20 protein-coding genes, 1 tRNA gene and 2 pseudogenes are annotated in these 23,838 nt (G+C 73.4%); 14 read left to right on the forward strand and 9 right to left on the reverse strand.

Annotated elements, in window-relative coordinates; all coding sequences use genetic code 11:
- Positions 1–178: 178 nt before the first annotated feature.
- Positions 179–1,561: an MFS transporter gene (locus ACIP37_RS28145; RefSeq protein ID WP_400809528.1), complete on the reverse strand. Its 1,383-nt coding sequence runs from the start codon at positions 1,559–1,561 to the stop codon at positions 179–181.
- Positions 1,562–1,937: 376 nt separating this feature from the next.
- Complete coding sequence (locus ACIP37_RS28150; RefSeq protein WP_363585358.1) at positions 1,938–3,422, reverse strand: potassium/proton antiporter; 1,485 nt, start codon at positions 3,420–3,422, stop codon at positions 1,938–1,940.
- A gap of 311 nt (positions 3,423–3,733) precedes the next feature.
- Between ACIP37_RS28150 and ACIP37_RS28155 the strand changes: the two genes are divergently transcribed.
- Positions 3,734–6,445, forward strand: coding sequence for a penicillin acylase family protein (locus ACIP37_RS28155; protein WP_363585357.1), 2,712 nt, complete (start codon positions 3,734–3,736; stop codon positions 6,443–6,445).
- A gap of 72 nt (positions 6,446–6,517) precedes the next feature.
- Here ACIP37_RS28155 and ACIP37_RS28160 read toward each other — a convergent pair whose 3' ends face one another.
- Complete coding sequence (locus ACIP37_RS28160) at positions 6,518–7,093, reverse strand: 5-formyltetrahydrofolate cyclo-ligase (RefSeq protein ID WP_363585356.1); 576 nt, start codon at positions 7,091–7,093, stop codon at positions 6,518–6,520.
- Positions 7,094–7,194: 101 nt separating this feature from the next.
- Between ACIP37_RS28160 and ACIP37_RS28165 the strand changes: the two genes are divergently transcribed.
- From ACIP37_RS28165 to ACIP37_RS28200, 8 genes are all read left to right on the forward strand, one after another.
- Positions 7,195–8,106: a GGDEF domain-containing protein gene (locus tag ACIP37_RS28165; protein ID WP_400809524.1), complete on the forward strand. Its 912-nt coding sequence runs from the start codon at positions 7,195–7,197 to the stop codon at positions 8,104–8,106.
- Positions 8,107–8,156: 50 nt separating this feature from the next.
- Complete coding sequence (gene galU / locus ACIP37_RS28170; RefSeq protein ID WP_363585354.1) at positions 8,157–9,077, forward strand: UTP--glucose-1-phosphate uridylyltransferase GalU; 921 nt, start codon at positions 8,157–8,159, stop codon at positions 9,075–9,077.
- Positions 9,078–9,102: 25 nt separating this feature from the next.
- On the forward strand, positions 9,103–10,443 hold the full coding sequence (glp, locus tag ACIP37_RS28175; protein WP_363585353.1) for a gephyrin-like molybdotransferase Glp: 1,341 nt from the start codon (positions 9,103–9,105) through the stop codon (positions 10,441–10,443).
- Between the two features lie 153 nt (positions 10,444–10,596).
- The gene (gene moaC / locus ACIP37_RS28180; RefSeq protein WP_363585407.1) at positions 10,597–11,037 is read left to right on the forward strand and encodes a cyclic pyranopterin monophosphate synthase MoaC; all 441 of its coding nucleotides are present in this window, start codon (positions 10,597–10,599) and stop codon (positions 11,035–11,037) included.
- Between the two features lie 38 nt (positions 11,038–11,075).
- Complete coding sequence (locus ACIP37_RS28185) at positions 11,076–11,579, forward strand: MogA/MoaB family molybdenum cofactor biosynthesis protein (RefSeq protein ID WP_363585352.1); 504 nt, start codon at positions 11,076–11,078, stop codon at positions 11,577–11,579.
- Between the two features lie 38 nt (positions 11,580–11,617).
- On the forward strand, positions 11,618–12,202 hold the full coding sequence (locus ACIP37_RS28190; protein WP_400809521.1) for a GNAT family N-acetyltransferase: 585 nt from the start codon (positions 11,618–11,620) through the stop codon (positions 12,200–12,202).
- 149 nt (positions 12,203–12,351) lie between these two features.
- Positions 12,352–13,482, forward strand: a complete 1,131-nt coding sequence (gene glpR / locus ACIP37_RS28195; RefSeq protein ID WP_400809519.1) for a gephyrin-like molybdotransferase receptor GlpR — start codon at positions 12,352–12,354, stop codon at positions 13,480–13,482.
- 82 nt (positions 13,483–13,564) lie between these two features.
- Positions 13,565–13,638 (forward strand) — tRNA-Ala (locus ACIP37_RS28200).
- Between the two features lie 259 nt (positions 13,639–13,897).
- Here ACIP37_RS28200 and ACIP37_RS28205 read toward each other — a convergent pair.
- On the reverse strand, positions 13,898–14,158 hold the full coding sequence (locus tag ACIP37_RS28205) for a hypothetical protein (protein ID WP_400809760.1): 261 nt from the start codon (positions 14,156–14,158) through the stop codon (positions 13,898–13,900).
- Here ACIP37_RS28205 and ACIP37_RS28210 point away from each other — a divergent pair.
- Positions 14,079–14,441 (forward strand): annotated as a pseudogene (locus tag ACIP37_RS28210) (transposase); the annotation flags it as partial. The gene ACIP37_RS28205 and the pseudogene ACIP37_RS28210 sit on opposite strands and share 80 nt — an antisense overlap.
- A gap of 54 nt (positions 14,442–14,495) precedes the next feature.
- Here the strand turns inward: ACIP37_RS28210 and ACIP37_RS28215 are convergent.
- The 5 genes and pseudogenes from ACIP37_RS28215 to ACIP37_RS28235 all read right to left on the reverse strand — a co-directional run bounded on the left by ACIP37_RS28215 (position 14,496) and on the right by ACIP37_RS28235 (position 18,892).
- Positions 14,496–15,701: a cytochrome P450 gene (locus ACIP37_RS28215; protein ID WP_363585350.1), complete on the reverse strand. Its 1,206-nt coding sequence runs from the start codon at positions 15,699–15,701 to the stop codon at positions 14,496–14,498.
- Positions 15,702–15,794: 93 nt separating this feature from the next.
- Positions 15,795–16,013: a ferredoxin gene (locus ACIP37_RS28220; protein WP_359896573.1), complete on the reverse strand. Its 219-nt coding sequence runs from the start codon at positions 16,011–16,013 to the stop codon at positions 15,795–15,797.
- A gap of 259 nt (positions 16,014–16,272) precedes the next feature.
- Positions 16,273–16,543 (reverse strand): annotated as a pseudogene (locus tag ACIP37_RS28225) (ATP-dependent DNA ligase); the annotation flags it as partial.
- 139 nt (positions 16,544–16,682) lie between these two features.
- Positions 16,683–17,570, reverse strand: coding sequence for a peptidase (locus tag ACIP37_RS28230; protein WP_400809515.1), 888 nt, complete (start codon positions 17,568–17,570; stop codon positions 16,683–16,685).
- Between the two features lie 2 nt (positions 17,571–17,572).
- A complete protein-coding gene (locus ACIP37_RS28235; RefSeq protein ID WP_371517392.1) occupies positions 17,573–18,892 on the reverse strand; it encodes a VWA domain-containing protein in 1,320 nt (439 codons plus the stop codon).
- Positions 18,893–19,078: 186 nt separating this feature from the next.
- Between ACIP37_RS28235 and ACIP37_RS28240 the strand changes: the two genes are divergently transcribed.
- From ACIP37_RS28240 to ACIP37_RS28255, 4 genes are all read left to right on the forward strand, one after another.
- Complete coding sequence (locus ACIP37_RS28240) at positions 19,079–19,924, forward strand: ATP-binding cassette domain-containing protein (protein WP_363630147.1); 846 nt, start codon at positions 19,079–19,081, stop codon at positions 19,922–19,924.
- A complete protein-coding gene (locus tag ACIP37_RS28245; protein WP_363630148.1) occupies positions 19,921–20,604 on the forward strand; it encodes an ABC transporter in 684 nt (227 codons plus the stop codon). Before ACIP37_RS28240 ends, ACIP37_RS28245 begins: the two co-directional genes overlap by 4 nt.
- A gap of 186 nt (positions 20,605–20,790) precedes the next feature.
- Entirely contained in the window at positions 20,791–22,167 is a 1,377-nt protein-coding gene (locus ACIP37_RS28250) for an FtsW/RodA/SpoVE family cell cycle protein (RefSeq protein ID WP_363585346.1), read from the forward strand.
- A complete protein-coding gene (locus tag ACIP37_RS28255; RefSeq protein ID WP_363630149.1) occupies positions 22,167–23,687 on the forward strand; it encodes a penicillin-binding transpeptidase domain-containing protein in 1,521 nt (506 codons plus the stop codon). Before ACIP37_RS28250 ends, ACIP37_RS28255 begins: the two co-directional genes overlap by 1 nt.
- Positions 23,688–23,838: the final 151 nt, after the last annotated feature.

Here is a 23,838-nt window from a genome sequence, read left to right on the forward strand (position 1 = left end):
CACTCTCGCCTGATGAGTGCTAACGATGGTCAATGATGCGGCATTCCGCTGGATCAGTCCAGCGACTCCGATGTGAGATGAGCCGTGGCCGAGCCGCGCACGCTCTTCCACCGCGGCTCCGCGCCGCCCCCACCGCGCGCCGCCCACGGCTTCGCGCGGTGCGCCACCGCGTGCCCGCTCAGCCCTTGGCCGCGCCCACCAACTGCGGCGCGGCGCCGCGCTCCGGTGCGGCCGCGACCACCTGGCCCGGCGCGGTCAGCAGGTGCCGCAGCGACACCAGCGCGATCAGGCCCAGGCCGGCGCCGGCCACCGGCACCAGGAACCCGCTGGACGGCCCGTGGCCGTCGATCAGCTGCCCGGCGATCATCTGGCCGACCGCCAGGCCGAGGCCGATGGCGCCGGTCAGCCAGGTGAACGCCTCGGTCTTGGCGCCGTCCGCGACGAGCGTCTCGACCAGGGTGTAGCCGCTGATCAGGGTCGGCGCGATGGCCAGGCCGCAGACCAGTCCGGCGACGGCGAGCGCGATCAGGTTGGGCATCGCCCACAGCGTCGAGCAGCCCAGCACGAGCAGGGCGTAGCTCATGATCATCCGCTGCTGCACGGCCCGCCGCCAGGCGATCACGCCGTACAGCACGCCGGCCACCATCGAGCCGCCGGCGAAGATCCCGTACACGGTGCCGGCGGCGGCGTGCTGCCCGACCGAGTCGGCGAAGGCGTTCACCGAGACCTGCATGCCGCCGAACACGGCGCCCACCCCGAGGAAGGCCCCGGCCAGCAGCCGGACGCCGGGGGAGGCGAGCGCGGAGGCGCGCCGCACGCCGGGCTGGGGCACCGCCCGGGCGGGCGCGGTGCGCCGCTGGGCGGCGAAGGCCAGGCCGCCGACGAGGGTCAGCGTGGCCTCGGCGATCAGCCCGGCCGAGGGGCTGACCGTGGTGGCGACGGCGGTGGCCAGGATCGGGCCGATCACGAAGGTGAACTCGTCCGTCACGGACTCGAAGGCGAACGCGGTGCCCACCTTGGCCGCGGACGAGGCGGACGCGCCGTCCGCGGTGAACTCGGCGATCCAGCGGGACCGGACCATGGCGCCGATCTGCGGAACGCTCGCGCCGGCCGGGACGGCGGCCAGGAACAGGCTCCAGGCCGGTGCGTGGCCGAGCGACAGTGCGATCAGCGCGCCGACCGAGGCCGCGTGCACCACGACGGTCGGGACGAGGACGGCGGTCTGGCCGTACCGGTCGGCGAGCCGGCCGGTCTGCGGGCCGATCAGGGCCTGGGCGACGGCGGCGACGGCCGCGACGGTGCTCGCGGTGCCGTACGAGCCGTGGGTGTCCTTGACGAGCAGCAGGATGCCCATGCTGAGCATCGCGTACGGCAGCCGCGCGAGGAACGCCGGTGCCAGGAACGTCCAGGCGCCGGGCGTGCGCAGCAGCGCGCCGTACCCGACCCGCACGGGGGCGGGGGCGCCGGCGGCATCGGCGGTGCCGCCGGCAGGGGTGGCGTTGGCGGTGTCACGCGGGGTCGCGGTGTCCGCGGGGTCGTCGACCGTTCGGCGGGCCGTCACGGTCGGTCCTTCCTGCTGCCTGGTAGCGCGGCAGGGCATGGGGTGGCCCCGACGGCGCCGAGAGTCGTCCTCTCGCGCGTCGACCGGGGTAGATACCGGGCCGGCCCGGCGTGGTGGCCGAGGTCCGGACCGCGGCCGCCGAACGGTCGCGCCAACTCTGCTTCAGGCAGATGCTGGGTGTGATCTGACCATCATACATATACGCGCGTAGATGTCGCGCGAATCCCCAGACTACAAGGCCCGTCCAAAATTGTCCTGCCCATCGAAGGTGAACAGCTGGTGAGGCCTTCCGGTCTTCCGGCCTTGCGGTCGCCACCCGCCGCCCACTTGCCCGGCTCAGCGCCCGACGGCGGGTCCCACCGCCCGACGGCGGGTCTCACCGCCCGTTCAGCCACCCCGCGAGCTTGCCGCCCTTGTCCACGGCCCGCAGCCGCCGTTCGGCCGCCTCGCCGACCTCGTCGGTGGTGACCACCAGCAGCTCGTCCCCGCCGCGCAGCACCGTCGCCTTGTCCGGCACGAAGGAGCTGCCCTCCCGCACCACCAGGGTGACGGCGGCCCCCTTGGGCAGCCGCAGCTCGCTGACCTCCACGCCGGACATCCGGGAGCCGGGGGAGAGCGCGACCGACAGCAGGTGCCCGTGCAGCTTCTCCAGCGGGGCGGACTCGATGTCCAGGTCCTGGCCCATCGAGCCCTCGCCGATCCGCAGCTGCTTGGCCACCCAGGGCAGGGTCGGGCCCTGGAGCAGGGTGAAGACGACGACCAGGATGAAGACGATGTTGAAGACGTCCTGGGCCTTCGGCGCGCCCGACACCAGCGGGATGGTCGCCAGCACGATGGGCACCGCCCCGCGCAGCCCGGCCCAGCTGAGCAGCGCCTGCTCCCGGCCCGGAACCTTGAACGGTGTCAGCGTCAGCACCACGGACAGCGGCCGGGCCAGGAAGACCAGCACGCCGCCGATCACCAGCGCGGGGACCACCGCGGAGCCCATGGTCTCGGGCGTGCAGAGCAGGCCGAGCAGCACGAACATGCCGATCTGCCCGATCCAGGCCAGGCCGTCGGCGAAGCCCCGGACGGCCGGGCCGTGCGGCAGCTTGGCGTTGCCGAGGATCACCGCGCAGATGTAGACGGCGAGGAAGCCGGAGCCGTGCAGCAGTGCGCCGCCCGCGTAGGCGAGCACGGTCAGCGCCATCACCGCGATCGGGTACAGGCCGGAGGAGGGCAGCGCGACGTGCTTGATCCCGTACGCGCCGAGCTTGCCGACCGCGAAGCCGACCGCCGCGCCGATCGCCAGCTCGGCGATGATCGTGCCGACCAGGACGTACCAGGAGTCCAGCTCGCCGGTGGTGGCGAAGGCGACGACCAGGATGACCACGGGCGCGTCGTTGAAGCCGGACTCGGCCTCCAGCAGGCCGGTGAGCCGGTGCGGCAGCGGGACCATGCGCAGGACGGAGAAGACGGCGGCGGCGTCGGTGGAGGAGACGATCGCGCCGAGCAGCATCGAGGTCCGCCAGTCCAGGCCGACCAGCCAGTGCGCGCCGGCCGCGGTGACGAACACGCTGACCCCGACGCCGACGGTGGCGAGCACGGTGGCGGCCGGCATCACGGGTCTGACCTCGCGCCAGCTGGTCTTGAGGCCGCCCTCGGCGAGGATCACCACGAGCGCCGCGTAGCCGAGCACCTGGGTCAGCTCGGCGTTGTTGAAGGAGACGCCGATGCCGTTCTGGCCCAGGGCGACGCCGATCCCGAGGTAGATCAGCAGGCTCGGTAGCCCTGAGCGGGTGGATATCCGCACGGCGACCACCGCGACCAGCAGGATCACGGAGAACTCGAGGAGGAGCTGGTTCAGGTGGTCGATGTTCACGCAGTGGCACCTCGTGCAGGCAGGGGCGGGCGGGGTGTCTGGTGGTGCTGGAGGGCGCGACCCGTTAAGAAGGCGTCAATGCTCCTGTTGCGGATCGTTACTCAGTCTAACATTTTGCCATATCTTTAGTTTCTTTTCCTCCTCGGGCCCCCAACCGCCGCTTCCGGGCCTCCTCGTTGACCTCCTCCGATCCCACGGTGAGCGTCCCCCGTGCACGCCGCTCGGCCGACTCGGCCTAATGTGGTGCCCTGTCACGGCCCCCGGCCCTGGACACGCCCGCCCGCCCCGAAGTCAGGACCGCAAGGACCCAGATGCCCCGCTCGAAGAAGTTCCGGCGCGCCCGTCTGATCGTGATCGTGCTGGTCGTGCTGCTGGTGGCCGGCGTCGGCTACGGCGGCTACCGCGGGGTCACCGCGGTCCGCGCGTCCTTCCCGGAGGTCGACGGCACCGTCAAGGTGGCGGGCATGAGCGCGCCGGTCGACGTCAAGCGGGACGCCAACGGCATCCCGCAGCTCTACGCCGACACCAACGAGGACCTCTTCCGCGCCCAGGGCTACGTCCAGGCGCAGGACCGCTTCTGGGAGATGGACGTCCGGCGGCACATCACCGCCGGCCGGCTGTCCGAGATGTTCGGCGACGGCCAGGTCGACACCGACGCCTTCATCCGGACCATGGGCTGGCGGCAGGTGGCGCAGAAGGAGTTCGACACCAAGCTGTCGGCCGACACCAAGAAGAACCTCCAGGCCTACGCGGACGGCGTGAACGCCTGGCTCGCCGAGCACCCCGGCGGCGAGAAGGCCTCTCTGGAGTACGCCCTGCTCGGCGCCGTCAACGGCGACTACCAGCCCGAGCAGTGGAGCCCGGTCGACTCGGTGGCCTGGCTCAAGGCGATGGCCTGGAACCTCTCCGGGAACCTCCAGGAGGAGATCGACCGCTCGCTGCTGGCCCAGGACTTCGGTCCGGACAAGATCGCCGAGCTGTACCCCGACTACCCGTACACCCGCAACGGCACGATCGTGAAGACCGGCACGGTGGCCGGCGACAACTACCGCCCCGCCGACGGCTCGCCCCCGTCCGGCGGCGGCACCGCCACCACCCAGGGCGCGGCCACCACCAAGGCGCTGCTCCAGGGCCTCACCGACCGGATCGACGGCATGCCGCAGCTGCTCGGCCGCCCCGGCCAGGGCATCGGCTCCAACTCCTGGGTCGTCGCCGGCACCCACACCACCACCGGCAAGCCGCTGCTGGCCAACGACCCGCACCTCGGCCCCGGCCTGCCCTCGGTCTGGTACCAGATGGGCCTGCACTGCCGCACCAGCTCGCCGGCCTGCCAGTACGACGTCTCCGGCTTCAGCTTCGCCGGCATGCCCGGCGTGATAATCGGCCACAACAAGGACGTCGCCTGGGGCTTCACCAACCTCGGCGCCGACGTGACCGACCTCTACCTGGAGAAGGTCACCGGCCCGGACACCTACCAGGTCGACGGCAAGGACGTGAAGTTCGACCTCCGCAAGGAGACCATCAAGGTCGCCGGCGGCGACGACCGCACGATCACCGTCCGCACCACCCAGACCGGCGCCCCGCTCATCTCCGACCAGAGCACCGAGCAGCAGAACGTCGGCAAGTACGCCCCCAACGGCAGCGCCGCCCCCGACCGCGGCACCGGCGGCTACGGCGTCGCCCTGCAGTGGACGGCGCTGAACCCCGGCAAGACCATGGACGCGGTGTTCGAGCTGGACCGGGCCCGCAACTGGGACGAGTTCCGGGCCGCCGCCAAGGACTTCGCCGTCCCCGCGCAGAACCTGGTCTACGCCGACGCCAAGCACATCGGCTACCAGGCCCCCGGCGACATCCCGGTCCGCGGCAAGGGCGACGGCACCTACCCGGCCCCGGGTTGGGACTCCACGTACCAGTGGAAGGGCTCGATCCCCTTCACCGCCCTGCCGTACAGCCTGGACCCGTCCGCGGGCTACATCGTCACCGCCAACCAGGCCGTGGTGGACCCGAGCTACAAGTACTCGCTCACCAAGGACTGGGAGTACGGCACCCGGGCCAAGGAGATCACCGACCAGATCGAGGGCCTGCTCAAGAACAACGGCAAGATCTCGCCGGACGACATGCAGACCATGCAGCTGGACAACACCAGCATCATGGCCAAGACGCTCGTCCCGCTGCTGCTCAAGCAGCAGATCGACGACCCGTACGTGCGTGAGGCGCAGGACCTGCTGAAGGACTGGAACTACCACCAGGACGCCGACTCGGCCGCCGCCGCCTACTACAACGGCGTCTGGCGCCAGCTGCTCAGCCTCGCCTTCGGCCAGAAGTTCCCGGCCGACCTGCGGGCCAAGGGCAACTGCCTGCTGGTCCGCCAGCAGGACGACCCGACCAGGCCGGACAGCTCCAGCAAGATCGTCACCGAGTGCGGCACCCGCGACCCGGGCAAGGCCCAGCCGGACGGCGGCGACCGCTGGACCGAGGTGGTCCGGCAGCAGCTGGACAAGCCGGACAGCTCCTGGTGGACGTACATCGACTCCCAGCACAAGGAGCAGAAGGGCCTGGACAACCTGCTCAAGGAGGCGATGAAGGACGCCCGGCAGGACCTCACCTCGCTGCTCAGCAAGGACATCTCCACCTGGAGCTGGGGCCGCCTGCACAAGCTGACCCTGCGCGAGCAGACCCTCGGCACCGACGACTCCTCGATCGCCTCCGGCGCGGTCCACCGGCTGCTCAACCGCGGCCCGTACCGGCTCTCCGGCGGCTCGGCGGCCGTCGACGCGGCCGGCTGGAACGCGGCGGCCGGCTACCAGGTGGACTGGATCCCGTCGATGCGGATGGTGATCGACCTGAGTGACCTCGACTCCTCGCGGTGGATCAACGTCGGCGGCGCCTCCGGCCACGCCTTCCACGACAACTACAACGACCAGACCGACCTCTGGCTCAAGGGCAAGCTGCTGACCTGGGCCTACACGCCGGACGCGGTCGAGAAGGCCACCAAGCACAAGCTGGTGCTCACCAACGGCTGACCCCGCACGACCCGCACGACCCGTACGACCCCGGCGGCCCCGCTCCCTCCCCGGAGCGGGGCCGCCGCCGTCTCACCCCAGCCTCCGCAGCCCGGCGGGCGTGACCGCCAGGTCCACCGGGCGGTCGTGCGGTTCGGCCGGCACCTCGTCCAGCAGCTCGTGCTCGTAGAGCAGAACCGCCAGCACCGGCCGCGCGCCCGCCCGCCCCAGCCGGGCCAGCACCCGGTCGTAGCTGCCGCCGCCGCGGCCCAGCCGCAGCCCCCGCCGGTCCACCGCCAGGCCCGGCAGCAGCACCACGGAGGCCTCCGTGACCGCCTCCGGGCCGAGCCGAGGGCCGACCGGCTCCAGCAGCCCGCGTCCGGCCGGGGCCAGCTCCTGCGGGCCCCGGTAGGCGGCCCAGTCCAGGTCGTTGTCGGGCAGCAGTACCGGCAGCAGCACCCGCACCCCGCGCGCCCGCAGCGCGTCCAGCAACGGCCTGGTCCCGGGCTCGGCGCCCACCGACACGTACGCGGCCACGGTGGCGCCCGGCGCCGCCAGCTCCCCGGCGTGCCCGGCCAGCGCGAGCGCGGCCTCCGCGCGCCCCTCGGCGGAGAGCGCGCGGCGCCGGGTCAACAGCCGTGTCCTCAGATCGCTCTTCTCGTTGTGCATCGGATCCTCCGCAACTCTGTGCCGTCGAGCCGTGCCGCCGACCGGTCCCGCCGGCCGGCGCCATCGACGCGCAGAGCCTGACACGCGAAAGGGCGCCGCGATTGTCCACCCCGCTGCTGGTCCAGGCCCTGGCCGTGCTCAGCGCCCCCGCGCTGGCCGGCGCCACCGTGCTCGGGCTTCGGCTGCGCCGGGGCGGCGCCGAAGCCGCCGCCCGGCAGGAACGGCTGCGCGAGCGGATCGCCGAACTGGAGACCCGCTGCGCCGACCTGGAGCGCACCGCCTCCTGCGACCCGCTCACCGGCGTGTGGAACTACCGCCACCTGCAGCTCACCCTGGACCGCGAGATCGAGCGCGCCCGCCGCGCCGAGCGGACCGACCAGCCCGAAGGGCCGCGCCCGCTGGCCGTGCTGCTGCTGGAGATCACCGGCTTCGACGCGGTCGTCGCCGAGCACGGCCGCGGCCGCGCCGGCGCGGTGCTGCGCGACCTCGCCCAGCGGCTGGCGATGGAGATCCGCCGTGCCGACACCCTCGGCCGCTACAGCGGAGAGGAGTTCCTGGTGGTGCTGCCGGACACCGGCGCCGAGGGCGCCGCGCAGGTCGCCGAGCGCCTGGTCTGGTCGGTCCGCCGGCACCTGCTGCTCGACTGGTCCTCCGGCCCGCGCGAGTCCCGCCCGGCCCACGGCAACGGCCTCACCGCCGCCGTCGGCGTCGCCGTGCTGCCCGAGGACGGCACCCACGCCGCCGTGCTGCTGCGCGCCGCCGACCGCGCGCTCGCCGAGGCCAGGGCGGCCGGCGGCGACTGCTGGCGGGTCCGCCCGGGCCCCGGCGACCGGTCGGCGGCGCGGCCGGCCGCCCCGCCCGCCGCCGGTGCGCAGCCCAACGCGACTGCCGAGCGTGACCGTTCGGGAAAGCCGGGTAGTCTGTCGCCCTGTGCCGGCGGGGACCCCCTCGCCCAGCCGGTCAATTCCCATACGCCTGCCGCCGTGGCCGGGCCCCGCGACGTGCTGTCCTAGCCGTCGACCGCGCCCGGCCGGGCGAAAACGTGCCTGAGTAAGGTAAACGCATGACGACGACCAACTCCCGAATCCCGGTAACCAAGGCCGTGGTACCCGCGGCCGGACTGGGCACCCGCTTCCTCCCGGCAACCAAGGCCACTCCGAAGGAGATGCTGCCCGTCGTCGACAAGCCGGCCATCCAGTACGTCGTCGAGGAGGCCTCCTCCGCGGGGCTGTCCGACATACTGATGGTCACCGGCCGTAACAAGCGGGCCCTGGAGGACCACTTCGACCGCGCCTACGAGCTGGAGGAGCTGCTCGCCCGCAAGGGCGACGAGGACCGCCTGCGCCGGGTCCGCGAATCCGTCGAGCTGGCCAACATGCACTACGTCCGCCAGGGCGACCCGAAGGGCCTCGGCCACGCCGTCTCGGTCGCCGAGCAGCACGTGGCCGGCCAGCCCTTCGCCGTCCTCCTCGGCGACGACCTGATCGACCCGCGCGACCCGCTGCTCGCCCGCATGATCGAGGTCCAGCAGGAGCTCGGCGGCTCGGTCGTCGCCCTCATGGAGGTCGACCCCTCCCAGATCCACCTCTACGGCTGCGCCGCCGTCAAGGCGAACGGCTTCGGCGAGGACGTCTTCCAGGTGACCGACCTGGTCGAGAAGCCCGAGACGAACGAGGCCCCCTCGAACTACGCCGTCATCGGCCGCTACGTCCTCGACCCGCTGGTCTTCGACGTGCTGCGGGAGACCCCGCCCGGCCGCGGCGGCGAGATCCAGCTCACCGACGCCCTGCGCGAGCTGACCACCCGCGAGCCGGAGGCCGGCGGCCAGGTCCACGGCGTGCTCTTCAAGGGCCGCCGCTACGACACCGGCGACCGCGCGGACTACCTGCGCGCTATCGTCCGACTGGCCTCCGAGCGCGAGGACCTCGGCCCGGAGTTCCGCTCCTGGCTGCGCGAGTTCGTCGCCTCCGAGCTGCAGGACTGACACGACGACAGAGAGCGAGCCGCCGATGACCGGGTCCACCCAACACACCACCGGATCCGCCGCAGCCTGCTGCGACGGAACCACGGACCCGGCACCGGCGGCCCCCCGCCTCTGGACGGTGGACGAACACCTCTCCGACGTCCTGGCCGCGGTCGGCCCGCTGCCCGCCATCGAGCTGCAACTGCTCGACGCCCAGGGCTGCCGGCTCGACGAGGACGTCCTCGCCGACGGTGACCTGCCGCCCTTCGACAACAGCTCGATGGACGGCTACGCCGTGCGCACCGCCGACACCGCCGGCGCCACCGACCCGTACCCCTCGGTGCTCGCCGTCGTCGGCGACATCGCGGCCGGCGCGGGCGAACTGCCCCGGGTCGGGCCCGGCCAGGCCGCCCGGATCATGACCGGCGCCCCCGTCCCGCCCGGCGCCCAGGCCGTCGCCCCGGTCGAGTGGACCGACGGCGGCACCGGCACCGGGGTGCCCGCCGACGCGATGACCGCGCCCGTCGAGGACGAGGAGGTCCGCGTCCTGCGCCCGGTCGCCGAGGGCGCCCACATCCGCCACCGCGGCAGCGACGTCGCGGCCGGCACCAAGGTCCTGGGGGCCGGCACCCGGCTCGGCCCCACCCAGCTCGGCCTGCTCGCCGCGATCGGCCGCGCCACCGTCAGGGTCCGCCCGCGCCCCCGGGTCGTAGTGCTGTCCACCGGCAGCGAGCTGGTCCAGCCCGGCGAGCCGGTCGGCCCCGGGCAGATCTCCGACTCCAACAGCTTCACCCTCACCGCGGCCGCCCAGGACGCCGGCGCCATCGCCTACCGGGTCGGCGCCGTCCCGGACCAGGCCGACCGGCTGCGCGCCGTCCTGGAGGACCAGCTCGGCCGGGCGGACCTGATCGTCACCAGCGGCGGGGTCAGCGTCGGCGCGTACGACGTGGTCAAGGAGGTCTTCGAGTCCTACGGCGGCGTCGACTTCCGCAGGCTGCGGATGCAGCCCGGCAAGCCGCAGGGCTTCGGCCGGATCGGCGGCCCGGCCGGCGTGCCGCTGCTCGCCCTGCCCGGCAACCCGGTCAGCGCCTACATCTCCTTCGAGCTGTTCGTCCGCCCGGTCATCCGCACCATGCTCGGCGCCGCCGACGTCCACCGCCCGGTGGTCCGCGCGCTCTGCCCGGCGGCGCTGCGCTCCCCGGCCGGCCGCCGGCAGTTCCTGCGCGGCCGCTACTCGGCGGCGGACGGCACCGTCGAGCCGGTGGGCGGCGCCGAGTCGCACCTGGTGGGCGCCCTGGCCCGGGCGAACTGCCTGATCACCGTCCCCGAGGCCGTCACCGCCCTGCCCGCCGGCAGCGAGGTCGACGTGGTCCTGCTCGGTTCCTAGGACATGTCTCGCGGACCAGGCCCCTCCCACGGGGTGTGGCGGGGGAGCTGTACGGTAGCGCGGTATTCGACCTGCGTGCCCCTGGAGCCACCCGTGACGACACCTCCCCCCGGCGACCGCCTCACCCATGTCGACGACCAGGGCGCGGCCCGGATGGTCGACGTCTCCGAGAAGGCCACCACCGCGCGCACCGCCGTCGCGGCCGGCCGGGTCCGGGTCTCCCCGAAGGTGGTCGAGCTGCTGCGCGGCGAGGGCGTGCCCAAGGGCGACGCCCTCGCGGTGGCCCGGATCGCCGGGATCATGGGCGCCAAGAAGACCCCCGACCTGATCCCGCTCTGCCACCCCATCGCCGTCTCCGGCGTCACGGTGGACCTCACGGTCGCGGACGACGCCGTCGAGATCACCGCCACCGTGAGGACCGCCGACCGCACCGGCGTCGAGATGGAGGCGCTGACCGCCGTCGCGGTGGCCGGCCTCACCGTCATCGACATGGTCAAGGCCGTGGACAAGGGCGCTGCCATCGAGTCCGTCCGGGTGCTCAGCAAGACCGGCGGCAAGAGCGGCGACTGGTTCGCGCCGGAGGCGGGCGAGTGAACGGGCGGAGCGAGCTCACCACCGAGGGGTCCGGACGGATGAGGGCCCTTGCGGTCACCGTGTCCAACCGGGCCTCGGCCGGCGTCTACGAGGACAGGGGCGGCCCGCTGCTGGTGGCCGGCCTGACCGCGATGGGCTTCACCGCCGACGGCCCCCGGGTCGTCCCGGACGGCGAGCCGGTGGAGGCCGTCCTGCGCGAGGCCGTCGCGGCCGGCTACGACGTCGTGCTCACCACCGGCGGTACCGGCATCTCGCCGACGGACCTCACCCCGGAGATGACCGCCCGGGTGATCGACCGGCAGGTCCCCGGCATCGCCGAGTCCATCCGCGCGTACGGCCGGGAGAAGGTGCCGACCTCGGCGCTCTCCCGCGGGCTGGCCGGGCTCGCCGGACGTACCCTGATCGTCAACCTGCCGGGCTCGACCGGCGGCGTCAAGGACGGCCTGGCCGTCCTCGAACCGCTGCTCGTCCACGCCATCGACCAGCTCGGCGGCGGGGACCACCCCCGGCCGGACGCACCAGCTTCCGGGAGAACGCACTGAACGCCGGTTGGCCGGTAGAACTCCACGAGGGGGAGGTCGTGCTGCGCCCGATCCGGGCCCGCGACCAGCGCGAGTGGCAGGAGGTCAGCCTCCGCAACCGGGACTGGCTGCGCCGCTGGGAGGCGACCGTCCCGCCCGGTCCGGCCGGGCAGGCCGCCGGGCCGCGCCCGACGTTCCGGCAGATGGTGCGCTTCCTGCGCGGTGAGGGCTCGGCCGGGCGGATGCTGCCCTTCGTCGTGCTCTACAAGGGCCAGCTGGTCGGCCAGCTGACCGTGGGCGGCATCACCTGGGGCTCGATGTGCTCGGCGAACGTCGGGTACTGGATCGACGAGGCGGTGGCCGGCCGGGGCATCATGCCGACGGCCGTGGCGCTTTCCGTCAACCACTGCTTCCGCACCCTCGGCCTGCACCGGATCGAGGTCTGCATCCGCCCGGAGAACGGCCCGAGCCGCCGGGTGGTGGAAAAGCTCGGCTTCCGCTCGGAGGGAATCCGCCCGCGCTATCTCCACATCGACGGCGCCTGGCAGGACCACCTGGTGTACGCGCTGACCGCCGAGGAGGTGCCGGAGGGGATGCTGGAACGCTGGCGGTCGATCAGTTCAGGTCGCGAGTCAAGTAATTGAATATATGTTCGAAACAAATATCGATATGGCATCGTCGCGACGGCGGACTGGCACAAATACCGGCAAAATAGTCGGAGAATCAGCTTGATCACACGACACGCCGAGCCAAATTGCTGCCAGGCCTTCCCGGCGCCCGTACGGTGTGGATCGTGAGCAGTAGCGGCCTTATCTACGCCGTCATCGTAGGGGCCTGGGCCGCCTATCTGGTGCCGATGTGGCTCCGCAGGCAGGACGAACTCAACGAGGCGCGCCCGACGGAGCGCTTCAGCACCGCCATCCGCCTGCTGGCCGGGCGTTCGGGGCTGGAGCGGCGGGCAGCCCGGGCCCTGGGCGACGAACCGCGTGACGACGAGCACAGCAGCGACGGCCCTCCCGGACGGGACGGGGCCGCCTCCGGCGACCCCGCGGCGGACTCCGCGCCGCCCGCCGTGGGGCCCGAGTCCCCGCCCTCCGTCGAGCCTCCGCCCGCGCCGGTGCCCGCGTCCGCGTCCGCGTCCTCGCCCGCATCCTCGTCCTCGCCCGAGCGGGGCGCCCGGGGAGAGCGTCCGGGCTCCGCGCCGCACGGCGGGGCGCAGCGCCGGGCCCGGCTGCTGGCCCGCCGGCGTCGGATGGTCACCGCCCTCTTCCTGGCCTTCGCGCTCGGCGCCGTGGTCGCGGCGGTGGCCGGACTGGCCTTCCTCTGGGTCCCGGCCGTCCCGGCGATCCTCCTCACCCTGTACATCGGCCACCTGCGCAAGCTGGAGCGCCAGCGCTACGAGGTGAAGCTCGACCGCGCCCGGGCCGCCCAGGCGGCCGAGCGGCTGCGCAAGCGCGAGCAGCAGCGCGCCGCGGCCCGGAGCGTCCCTGCCGAGGCCGTTGACACCCAGGCCCACACCCAGGCCCACGTCCGGGCCCAGGCCCCGGTTCGTGCCCAGGCCCCGGCCTCCGAGGTGCGGGCCGGACGCCGCCCGCACCTGCGGCTGGCCGCCGACCCCGGCGAGGCCGCCGTCTCCGCGCCGTCCGCCTCCGCGGTGGCCGAGGCGACCGAGCACGAGGAGTGGGTCGACGGCATGCGCGAGCGCGGCGCGGCCGGCCCGGACTCCTGGGAGCCGGTGCCCGTCCCGCTGCCGACGTACGTCACGGCGCCGGTCGCCCCCCGGGTCTCCCGCGGTCTCGACCTGACGGCCCCCGGCACCTGGACCGCGGGCCGCCCCGCCGAGTCCGCCCGCAACACCCCGCTGTTCGACCAGTACGCCGAACCGTCGGCCCCGGAGGCCCGCCCCCGCGCGGCCAACGAGTGACCTCCCCGGCCCCCGGACCAGCGCCGCATCGCCGGGGGTGGTCACGGCCCCCCTCCGGAAGGTGCTAGAGTTTCTTCTCGTTGGGGCTGTGGCGCAGTCCGGTAGCGCACCTCGTTCGCATCGAGGGGGTCAGGGGTTCGAATCCCCTCAGCTCCACCCAACGACTGTTCACGAGTCTGATTCGTGAGTGGTCACGAGATCCCGCTCGACCGATTCGGTCGGGCGGGATTTCTGCTTTGGGCGGGTCTGTTCGAGACGGCGTGCGATGGCGATGGGGCTTCGTGACGTAGATCACGCGACTGCGCGGGCTTTCTCGGGGCCGGCCGAGCTGTTGCGGTCGTGCGGAAGCCGCCGTCGAGCGGCGGGCCAACGGCTTTGTGGGGTAGGCCACTTCGGGGTGTCTGCGAGTTGTTCGTCAGCTGTGCGGCGGGGGCAGGCCGTTGAAGTCTGCGGGGGCGGGCGTGAGGCCGTCGTAGTCCTCGATGCTGTTCGCCGCTGTCAGCCCGGGGCTGCTGGCGCGGAGCCGGTCCTGGACGGTCAACAGGTTGATCATGAAGACCATCAGGGCGAGCAGGACCGCTTGGGCGACGCGTCCGCCGGTACTGGAGAAGATCCGTGTCCCGCGGACAGGGCCGGGCAGGCCCCGGAAGACGCCCGACAGCGTGGCCGCCGACAAGGCCTACAGCAGCGGCCCGTGCCGCGCCTGCCTGCGCAGGCGCGGCATCCGGCACACGATCCCGGAGAAGGCGGACGGTCAGGCCGCCCGCCTGCGCAAAGGCTCACGCGGCGGGTGCCCACCGGCCTTCGACGAGAAGCGGTACAAGAAGCGCAACACCGTCGAACGGGCCATCAACAAGCTCAAGCACGCCCGAGCGGTCGCAACCCGATACGACAAGCGCGGATACGTCTACCTCGGCACCGTCACCGCAGCCGCTCTCGTCATCTGGCTCCGCGCATGATCGCCCGGACAGCTTTGCCTGGTACTCCAGCGAGAGTTCTCCATTGGGCCCCGCTCACCAAGCCACGGGCAGTGACCGCATCCCGTAGATGAACGACTCGGTACGGAACTCGCGCTCGCCGGTCAGCCGCAGCCCCGGCAGCCGGCGGAACAGCGTCTCCAGGGCGATCTGGAGTTCGGCGCGGGCCAGCGGCTGGCCCAGGCACTGGTGTACGCCGAAGCCGAACGCCAGGTGCCGCCGGGCGTCCCGGTCCAGGTCCAGCTCGTCCGTCGCCCGATGGCCGGCGCCGCCGAACACCGCCTCGTCCCGGTTGGCGGTGGAGAGCATCGCCATCACGCCCTCCCCGGCCCGGACGGTGACGCCGCCCAGCTCCACGTCCTCCAGCGCCACCCGGGGCAGGCCGGTGTGCACGATGGTCAGCAGCCGCAACAGCTCCTCCACCGCGCCCGGCAGGGTGGCCGGGTCGGCCAGGCCGGGGATCTGCTCGGGGTGCTCCAGCAGCAGCGCGGTCGACAGCGAGATCATGTTCGCGGTCGTCTCGTGCCCGGCGACCAGCAGCAGCACGCCCATGCCGGCCACGTCGTCCGGGGTCAGGTCGTCCCGCGCCGCGAGTCGGCTGAGGGCATCGTCCTCCGGTTGTGCGCGCTTGCGGGCCGTCAGGTCGCGAAGGTAGTCCCGGACCTCCTCCTGGGCCTCCCGGAGCTGCTCCACGGTGCTCTCCCGGCTGAGCATCGTGCGGCTCAGGTTCTGGAAGCGGTCGTGGTCCTCGTACGGCACGCCGAGCAGCAGGCAGATCACCAGCGAGGGCACCGGCAGCGCGAAGTCGGTGACCAGGTCGGCCGTGGTCCGGCCCGCGGTCATCCGGTCCAGTGCCTCGTCCACAATCCGCTGGATCTCCGGGCGCAGCGCCTCCACCCGCTTGACCAGGAATTCCCCGGTGATCATGCGGCGCTGGCGGGCGTGCTCGGGGTCGTCCAGCCGCAGGAAGTCCGGATTGTCGGTGATCAGCTCGCGAGCGCCGGCGACCAGCAGCGGGAAGGTCGGGTGGCGGATGTCGGCACTGAACCGGCGGTCGGACAGCACGGTGCGGACCTCGGCGAAGCCGGTGACCAGCCAGCAGAGGTCGCCGTCGGGCAGCTCGGCTCTGGTCACCGGCCCGGTGGCGGCGGCCTCGGAGTACGCGGGCGGCGGGCCGAACGGGCAGCCACCGGAGTGCCGGGCCGGCAGCGGGAGGACGGGGGTGGTGGATGCGGTGGTCAAGGCGGGGGTCTCCTCACGTCGCGGGTGTTCTCGTGGGGTTCGGGGCCCGGGAAGGTTCCCGGCGCGGCCTGCGGGGCCGGCGGCGGGGGTCCGTCAGGCCCCGGTCCGCGCGGGCTCGTCCCCGGTGACGGTGATCGCCCGGCCCGGGCAGAGCTCGGAGGCGAGTCTGACGTCGTCGAACTGCTCGGGCAGCAGGACGGTCTGACGGAGTCTCACGAGACTGTCCCGGTCGTCCTGGTCGAAGACCGCGGGGGCGTTCATCACGCACATGCCGGAGCTACAGCAACGGTCCCGGTCGACGCTCACCTGCATGTCGGGCACCTTTCGCCAGGGCGGCGCCGGCTGCCCGGCGGCCGCCTCTCGTTGTCACGGTCAACCTAGCCGTCGCTGGTCCGTTCACGGAGGGGTACGGTGGCCGGATCGAGAATGGCTGACTCGGCCCCTGTGTGTGAACCCCCATTGCGGCGCAATGCGTTTCAACCGGCGGTACTTCGCCGGACGGGTCGGCGGACCAGGCCGCGCGGACGGCCTCACAAGAGCCTTCGGCGGTGGCCAACTCCCGTGCGGAGGCCACCGTGTCGGCCTCGGCGGCGCTCTTGTCCGGCCGGTAGCGCACCACCCGGGGTGAACCGCAGGGCCAGCCCGGCGGGGTAGCGGGGGCCGCGCTGGAGGCCGTCGAAGGCGACCTCGACGACCAGTTCCGGCCGGACCGGCACCGTCCGGGCGTCCCGCCCGGTCTCCCGGGCGAGCAACTCGGCGGTCTGCCAGGCGAGCGTCCGCTCGGTCAGCCCCTTGAAGGTCTTGCCGAGCGTCACCCACGGGCCGAGTCCCGGCTCGCCGGCCGCCCGGGCGGCGGCGAGGCCCTCGGACGGTCCCGGTCGCCGGTCGGTCGCGCACGGGGGCGGGAGCGGGAACCGGAGCGGGAACGGCCGAGGGCCGGCCGGGGGAGTCCGGCCGGCCCTCAGGGTTGGGCGGGGTGGGTCAGGGGCGCTGGGAACCGGCGTAGGGGCCGGGCTGGGGGGCGCCGGACTGCGGCGGGACGGCGCCGTAGCGGGGCGGGCGGTAGCCGCGTGGGTGCCGGGTCAGGTTGTAGCCCAGGACGCCCGCCAGGGCGGCCAGGGCGCCGCCGCCGATGGTCCAGTACCAGCGGCTGTTCCAGCCGGAGAACCAGCCGGTGTACCAGTGCTCCTCGGCCGCCACCGGGGCGGCCGCCTTGGCGGTGCTGGCGCCGCCGCCGGCCGGCGGGACCAGCGGGGCCTTGAGCTCGCCGCCCTCCGGCTGGGCGTTGTCCGCGTTGCCCTTGGCACTGACGTGCAGCTGGACGGAGGTGGCCAGGCCCAGGTCGGTCTGCGGGACGTCGCTGACCGAGAGCCGCACGTAGTAGGTGCCGGGCAGCGGGTCGCCGGACCACGGCTCGGCCCAGGAGCGGATCTCGCGCAGGGTGCAGCTCAGCGTGAGCGTGCCGGTGTTCTGGTCGCCGGTGGCGTTCTGGGTGCCGGCGGTGCAGGACTGGCGGCGGCGGAGCCCGTCGAAGACCTCGGCGGACCAGGTCTGCGGGCCGTGCCGGTCGGTCGCGGGGGCCAGGTTGACGGTCAGGCCGATCGTCGGGGTCTGGCCCTCGGAGGTGCCGAACGCCCAGTACAGGTAGTCACCGGTGGAGGCGGCGACGTTGGCGTCCTGGCCGGGGGAGAGGTTGGTCGCGGTCAGGAAGGAGGTGCCGGCCTTGGTGGCCGGGGCCGGGGCGCCGCTCGCGCTCGCCGAGGGCGAGGGGGAGGCGGCGGAGGCGGTCGGGGCGGCCAGCGCGAGGGCGGGCAGCAGGGCGAGGGCGGCGAGGGCGCCGCGAAGGGTCGTGCGCGTGGTCGGTCGCATGGTCAGTTCTCCCGCCAGACAGAGATCCGCCAGCGGGCGATCCAGCCGAACACCAGGCCGAACAGCAGTCCGGCGAGGGTGAGGGTGAGCAGCAGGATCCAGCCGCGGCCCAGGCCCATCGCCGCGCCCTCGGGGGCGGACGAGGCGGTGGCCAGGTCGACGGTCAGCTCCAGCGGCAGGCCGGGGTCGGCCTGGACGCCGGCCTGCGGGGCCAGCGAGTTGCTGACGACCAGGCAGACGGTGGTCTCCGGCTTGGCGCTCGACGAGGAGGTCGGGCCGGTGGTGATGTAGCCCTTGGAGTCGCTGGTGGACCAGCGCAGGCCGGTGGAGATCACGTCGGTGCGGCTGCTGCCGGCGTCGGTGCCGCGGACCAGCTCCTGGCCGGTCGCGCTGGTGGCCTGCAGCAGGACGCCGTAGTCCCGGGCCACCGCGCGGTCCAGACCGACGCTGACCGAGGCGCGCAGCTCCTGGCCGGACTTGACCGGGACCTTGTAGACGCGGTGCTCGGAGAACTTCTCGCGGTCGCTGTACACGCCCGGGGCGAGCACCGGGGCGCTCTCGCACTTGTCGGCGCCGGAGGTCTTCACCGGGGTCACCGCGTAGGTGTCGTTGGAGCGGTCGACCAGCTGCTTCACCTTGTCGGTGAGCTGCTCCTGGGTGCGGACGTCGGTGTAGGTGCCGCCGGTCGCGTTGGCGATGCAGAGCAGCTGCTGGCGGGTCTTGTCGTCGTGGGCCAGGCCGAGGGTGTCGACGACCAGGTGGATTCCCTGGGAGGCGAGTTCACGGGCGACGTCGCAGGGGTCCGGCGGGGTGCAGGTGTCCTCGCCGTCGGTGATCAGCACCACCCGGCGGGTGGTCTCGCCCTTGCCGAGGTCCTGGGCCGCGCCGCGCAGGGCCAGGCCGATCGGGGTCCAGCCGGTGGGCCGCAGGGTGGCGACGGCCGTCTTGGCCTCGACCTTGTTGGTCTTGCCGACCGGGTACAGCTGCTTGGTGTCCTGGCAGCCCTGGGTCTTGTCGTTGCCGGGGTAGTTCGCGCCCAGGGTGCGGATGCCGAACTCGGTCTCCGCGGGCAGCGCGTCGATCACGTCGTTCAGCGACTGCTGGGCCACCGAGATCCGGCTCTTGCCCTGGATGTCCCGCTCGTTCATGGAGCCGCTGACGTCCAGGACGAGGTCGACCCTGGGGGCCTCCTTGGGCGCTGCGGCTCCGGCTGATGGTTCGTCGGCGTGGGCGGGCAGGCCGATGAGCAGCGAGGCGCCCGTTATCGCCAGGGCGCCCAGCAGGCTGCCGAGCCTGGTCTTTGGTCGTCGTCCGGTAGTCACCCGGTGATCCTAGGGATCATCAGTTCGCGATGGCCAAACGAGAGCGGATCGTGTGCCACCTCGCCACGGCGTGAACTCCGGCGCGTGGAAAGGCGGTCGGGGCTGCGCGGACTTACGTCCGCCCTACCCGGGCTGGATAGCCTTCCGTGCGGGTTTCGTGCGAGTCCGGGCGGGAATGGGGGCGCGGTGGAGCTGACGGGGGTCGGAAAACGGTACGGGCGGCGCGGGCGATGGGTCCTGCGCGGGGTCGATCTCGCCGTCGGGCCGGGGGAGTTGGTGCGGATCGCCGGGGCGAACGGGAGCGGCAAGTCGACGCTGCTCCGGCTGGCGGCCGGGATCGAGCGGCCGACCGCCGGGCGGGTGGCCCGCCCGGGCGGTGCCGCGTACGTGCCCGAACGCTTCCCGCCCGCGCTGCCGTTCGACGCCGCCTCGTACCTGCTGCGGGTGGGCCGGGTGCACGGGCTGTCGGCGGAGCGGGCGCGGCGGCGGGCGGGGGACTGGCTGGACCGCTTCGGCATCGCGGACCGGGCGGGCACCCCGCTGAGCCGGCTGTCGAAGGGCACCTGCCAGAAGGTCGCGGTCGCGCAGGCGCTGCTCGCGCAGGCCCCGGTCCTGCTGCTGGACGAGGCCTGGACCGGGCTCGACCCCGACGCCAGGGCGGTGCTGGACGAGGCGGCCGCGGAGCGGGCGGCGGACGGCGGGGCGGTGCTGTTCGTCGACCACGACCCGGCCCGGCTGGCCGGGCTGACCAGCGCCGCCTACCAGGTCGGCGCGGACGGCGGTCTGCGGCCCGCCGAGGAGGCGGGGCCCGTGCCGGACGGCGGCCCGGAGACGGAGGTCGAGGTGGACGTCCCGGACGGCACCCCGCTGCCGCCCCGGCTGCCCGGGGCGCCGCGGCTCACCCCGCTGGCCGGCACGGCCGTGCGGCTGACCGTGCCGGCCGCGCACACGGAAGCGCTGCTGCGCCGGCTGCTGCTCGGCCGACCGGCCGTCCGGGTGCTGGCGGTGCGGCAGCGGGAGGGGCGGCGGTGAGGCAGCTCGGGGCGCTGACCCGGTACCACCTGGAACTGCTGGTGCGCTCGCACGCCTGGCTGCCGCCGTTCCTGGCGTACGCGCTGCTGCTGGTGGTGGGCGTGTCGGCGGGCAACCCGCTGCTGGGCGACCTCGGCTACGGCGCGGCCGTGCTGCTGCCGGTGAGCGCCTGGTACGTGCGCAGCGCGCTCGGGGCGGAGCCGCCGGCCTCGCGGGCCTGCCTGGTCGCGGCGGCGGGGCCGCCGCGGGTGCACCTGGGCGCGCTGCTGGCGGCGCTGACGGCCGGGCTGGTGCTGGCGGCGGCCGAGGTGGCGGCGCTGTGGTGGCTGAGCGGGACGGTGGCCAACCCGGGGGTGGAGCGGCAGCCGCCGGTCGGACCTGCGCTGGCGGCCGGGGCGTCGGCCGCGGTGGTGTGCGTGCTGCTGGGGGTGGCGGCCGGGGCGCTGGCGAACCGGCCGGTGCTGGCGCGGCCGCAGTACGGCATCGCGCTGGCGCTGGCGTTGGCCGCGTTGGCGTTGGTGGCGCCGCTCTCGCCGGCCAACGCGGCGGTCCGCGGTCTGGTCTCGGCGGCCCGCACCGGTCGGGTCGCCGTGCCGTGGGCGGAACTGCCGCCCGCCGCCGCCCTGCTGGCCGCGGCGGCGGCCGGGGCGGCGGCACTGGCCGGACGGCGGCCCGAGTGAGCGGAGGATTCATGCCAAGGGCGGACACACCGCAGCAAAAAGCCGATAAATATGGATAGTGCTCGTTAGGGTGACGAACCTGGGTGAACCGGCTTCGTGTCGCCGGTCCATTCCGATTGGCATCCCCCGGAACAGCGCTCCGGCTCCCCGCGACCCCCAGGACGGTCCGTGGCGACACCCCCCGCCGTGACGAGAACCGCAGCCCGGCCGAGCCGGCCGGTGCCGACCAGGCGCACCACCGAGCTGCTGCTGGTCCTGGCCGCCGTGCTGATCGCCGTGTTCGGCTACGTCGAGGTCGGCGTCAACCTGGACGGCAGGGTGCCGGCCGACGCGGCCGAGTACGGCGCCGCGCTCGGCGTGCTCGCCCTGCTGGCGCACGCCGTGGTCCGCCGGCGGGCCCGGTACGCGGACCCGCTGCTGCTGCCGATCGCGGTGCTGCTCAACGGGATCGGCCTGGTGGTGATCTACCGGCTCGACCGCGCCACCTCGGGCGTCGGCGCGGCCTCCACCCAGCTGCTCTGGTCGAGCCTGGGGGTGGCGCTGTTCATCGCGGTCGTGCTGCTGGTGCGCGACCACCGGCGGCTGCAGCGGTACGCCTACCTCGGGGCGCTGGTGGCGCTGGTCCTGCTGGTGCTGCCGATCTTCTTCCCGCCGGTGTACGGCTCGCGGATCTGGATCGTCCTCGGGCCGCTGTCCTTCCAGCCGGGGGAGTTCGCCAAGATCCTGCTGGCCGTCTTCTTCGCCGCCTACCTGGCGGTGCACCGGGACGCGCTGGCGCTCACCGGCCGCCGGGTCTGGCGCTGGCAGCTGCCTCGCGGCCGGGTGCTCGGGCCGGTGCTGCTGATCTGGGCGGCGTTCGTCGGCGTCCTGGTGCTGGAGACGGACCTCGGCACCTCGCTGCTGTTCTTCGGCCTGTTCGTGGTGATGCTGTACGTGGCCACCGCGCGCACCGGGTGGATCGTGATCGGGCTGGTCCTGGCGGCGGTCGGGGCGGTCACGGTGGGCTGGCTCTCGCCGCACGTGCACAGCCGGGTGACGGACTGGCTGGACCCGCTGGGCTCGATCGCGGCGGGCAAGGGCGCCAACCAGATCGCCCAGTCGCTGTTCGCCTTCGCCTGGGGCGGGGAACTGGGCACCGGGCTCGGCGACGGGCACTCGGTGCTGATCGGCTTCGCCGCCAAGTCGGACTTCATCCTCGCCACCATCGGCGAGGAACTCGGCCTGACCGGGCTCGTCGCGGTGTTCCTGCTGTACGCGCTGCTGATCTCCCGGGGGTTCCGGACGGGCATCGCGCTGCGCGACCCGTTCGGGCGGCTGCTGGCGATCGGCCTGGCCGCGATCGTCGGCCTCCAGGTGTTCGTGGTGGCCGGCGGGGTGCTCGACCTCATCCCGCTGACCGGGATGACGCTGCCGTTCGTCGCGCAGGGCGGCTCCTCGGTGGTCACCAACTGGATCATCGTGGCGTTGCTGGTGCGGATGAGCGACATCGCGCGTCGGCCGGCCCCGGCCCCGGCCCCGGTCCTGCCCGTGTCCGTGTCCGCGCCCGTGTCGGAGGAGGACTGATGGTGCGCACCCGCTCCCGTCCGCGCGCCCGGGGCAACGGGCCGCAGGGCCTGCCGGGCATCTCCGTCACCGGGCGCCGCGCGGGCGTCTTCTGCCTGCTGCTGGTCGCGGCGCTGTGCGTCCAGGCCACCCGGGTGCAGGTGTTCCAGGCCAAGGACCTCAACCACAACGCCGCCAACCAGCGGCTCACCATCGAGCGGTACTCGCAGCCGCGCGGCGACATCCGGGTCGGCGCGGACACCGTGACCGGCTCCGAACCCACCGGCGGCCGGTACGACTACAAGCGCACCTACACCGACGGTCCGACGTACGCGGCCGTCACCGGCTTCGCCTCGCAGGCGTACGGCAACACCCAGCTGGAGGGGGTCGAGGACGACCTGTTGTCCGGGACGGACAGCAGACTGGCCGGCTGGGCGGTCTGGGACGCCGTCGCCCGCAGGCAGAACCCCGGCGGGGACGTCTACACCACCCTGAACCGGGCCGCCCAGGAGGCCGCGGTGCGCGGGCTCGGCAGCCAGAAGGGCGCGGTGGCCGCGATCGAGCCGGCCACCGGCCGGATCCTCGCCCTGGCCAGCACGCCGTCCTACGACCCGGGCAGCTTCGCCGGCTCCGCCGCGGCCGACCAGGCCGCCTGGAACCGGCTGCAGGCCGACACCGACCAGCCGATGCTCAACCGGGCGCTGCGCCAGACCTACCCGCCGGGCTCGACCTTCAAGGTGGTCACGGCGGCGGCCGCGCTCGCGGCCGGGGTGGTCACCGACCCCGACGCGCCGACCGACGCGCCGTACCCGTACGTGCTGCCCGGGACGACCACGCCGCTGGTCAACGACACCTCGGCGTGCGACCGGCCCGGCCAGTCGCTGGACACCGCGATGGTCTACAGCTGCAACAGCGTGCTGGGCTACCTCGGGGTGCGGACCGGGCTGGACCCGATGGTGGCGATGGCCGAGAACTTCGGCTTCAACGACGCCAGGCTGGACATGCCGGTGCGCCCGGCCCGGTCCAACTTCGACACCACGATGAACCAGTCGCAGGTGGCGCTCTCCTCGATCGGGCAGTTCGACACCGCGGCGACCCCGCTGGTGATGGCGATGGTCGCGGCCGGGATCGCCAACGACGGGACGGTGATGCGTCCACAGCTCGTGGACAGACTGACGAAGGGCGACGGCACCGCGGTGCAGCTGATGAAACCCGCCGTGTACCGGCGGGCGATGACCCCGGCGGTGGCCGGGCAGGTGCAGAAGCTGATGACCGACGTGGTGGAGAACGGCACCGGCGGCAACGCCCGGATCGGCGGCGCGGTGGTCGGCGGCAAGACCGGCACCGCGCAGCACGGGGTGGACAACAGCGGGACGCCGTACGCCTGGTTCATCTCCTGGGCCAAGCCCGCCGGCTCGGACGCGGTGCCGCCGGTGGCGGTGGCCGTGGTGATCGCGGACAGTGACGCCACGGACGTCACCGGCGGCGGGCTGGCCGCGCCGATCGCCCGCTCGGTGATGCGGGCGGTGCTGGGCCGCTGAACTGCTGCCTTAGCTGCTGGACGGCGAATCCGCCGTCTGCGAAGTGTCCGGTTTGTATAGACTCATGCGCCAATTCGTACAATGCGCCGATCCGGACTGTTCGTTTGCGACACTGGTGCTTTCGCGGGGTACTGTCCCATCTTTGTTCGGT

It is taken from the genome of Kitasatospora sp. NPDC088861 (assembly GCF_044750105.1).
GTDB lineage: Bacteria > Actinomycetota > Actinomycetes > Streptomycetales > Streptomycetaceae > Kitasatospora.